The following is a 1,431-nucleotide window of genomic DNA, read 5'->3' on the forward strand; positions in this document are numbered from 1 at the left end:
GGGAACGTCGTACCGACATCCACTACGGGTTCATGAATCTTGGTGCGGCACTGATCTGTTGGCGACGGCTCAGCAATCGAACTTGATAGGAGCTCATAACTCCCGCTGGACTCATTCACCTTGACAAACTCCGCGACCTGACGAACTTGACGATTCTCTCCGAGATGTACGGCGCACCTCTCGACCTCATCGCTCGACTCAACAGTGTCAGCAATCGATCGGCGTACCGCATGGCGCAGCGCTGGCGTGACTGCCAGATGGTCTGCGGTCTCGGCGTCCGGCCGGTGCCGGGTCCGACGTGGGTTGTCCCAACGCGGTCGACCGCTGGATCACTGTTGGGCACTGAGATTCGGCATTGGGCACCCTCGCCCGGACGGGCTGCGCACGTCTCGGCGCTGTTCGCACTGAGGACTGCATTGACCGGGCTCGATCTCAACCGGTGGGTTTCGGAACGCCTGCTGCACGCCGAACTCGCCGCGAACCGCCCCGGCCAGCCTCGCCCGTATATCAACCACGGCCGCTATACGACCAGTTCAGGCGAACTCTGGGCCGTACAGGTCGAGTTGAGTGCGACGAAGAATGTGGCACAGACGAAGTCGATGGTAATCCGGGCCTACCAAGCGGCGCTGGCTGCTGGCTGTGTCGGTCTGCGCTGCTACTGCCGTGGGGAATCCGTGAACAGGACAGTTGCGGCCGCAGCGGCGAGCCTCGATCTTCCCTGGCTGTACGTCACCGACCTCGACCAGTTTCTGTCTGGCGCTCCTGCGCGCCGGAGGCTGACGCTGGTCACTGACAGCGCAGCTACCGACCAGCACGACAGGTCGGCATCGCTGTGACTAGACACGATTCGACACCACCTAACCAGCTCATCGGCCAGAACTGGACACAACCGGGCGGCACTGGACAGCGACTGGACAGCGCGCCGACCGGACTGGACACCCACCGCTCCGTACCGGTCCGCGGCTGGACACCAACCACCGCGCCACTCACTGCCAACCCGAATTCACGAACCTATCGAGACGAGGCGGACACCATGGAATCCAATGACAAGACGAACGCTGACCGCTTTCTCACGGCCCGCGAGTGCGAAGCATTGACGACAATCCCCGAAGGCACCTTGCGCTATTGGGCGTCAGTCGGTCGCGGTCCCGCGAGCTTCAAACTCGGCCGACGGCGAGTGTGGCGGGAGTCCACGATCCGAGCGTGGATCGCCGAGCAAGAGAAGTCGACGACAACCGGCGGGGCGGCATGATCATGACCGAATCAGCAGAGCAGCCCGGAGTTCCCGAGCTAGCCGAAAACGTCTGGTACACCACGGAAGAGATTGCCGCGGTGCTAAGAGCCCCTAACAGGTTCGGTCAGGTAGCGATGAGACCCACTGTCGTGCAGTATGTTTCGCCGTGGCGGCGCCGTGGATCGTGGATGATGAGT

The 1,431-nt window shown here is 62.5% G+C and carries 2 protein-coding genes; both read left to right on the forward strand.

Annotated features, from left to right (window positions below):
* Positions 1-416: 416 nt before the first annotated feature.
* Positions 417-836, forward strand: a complete 420-nt coding sequence (locus ACFXK0_RS29050) for a hypothetical protein (protein ID WP_379414276.1) — start codon at positions 417-419, stop codon at positions 834-836.
* Between the two features lie 367 nt (positions 837-1,203).
* A partial coding sequence (locus ACFXK0_RS29055; protein WP_379414277.1) for a hypothetical protein occupies positions 1,204-1,431 on the forward strand: 228 nt, incomplete at its 3' end.

Origin of the sequence: Nocardia sp. NPDC059177 (assembly GCF_042755165.1) — a bacterium.
GTDB lineage: Bacteria > Actinomycetota > Actinomycetes > Mycobacteriales > Mycobacteriaceae > Nocardia.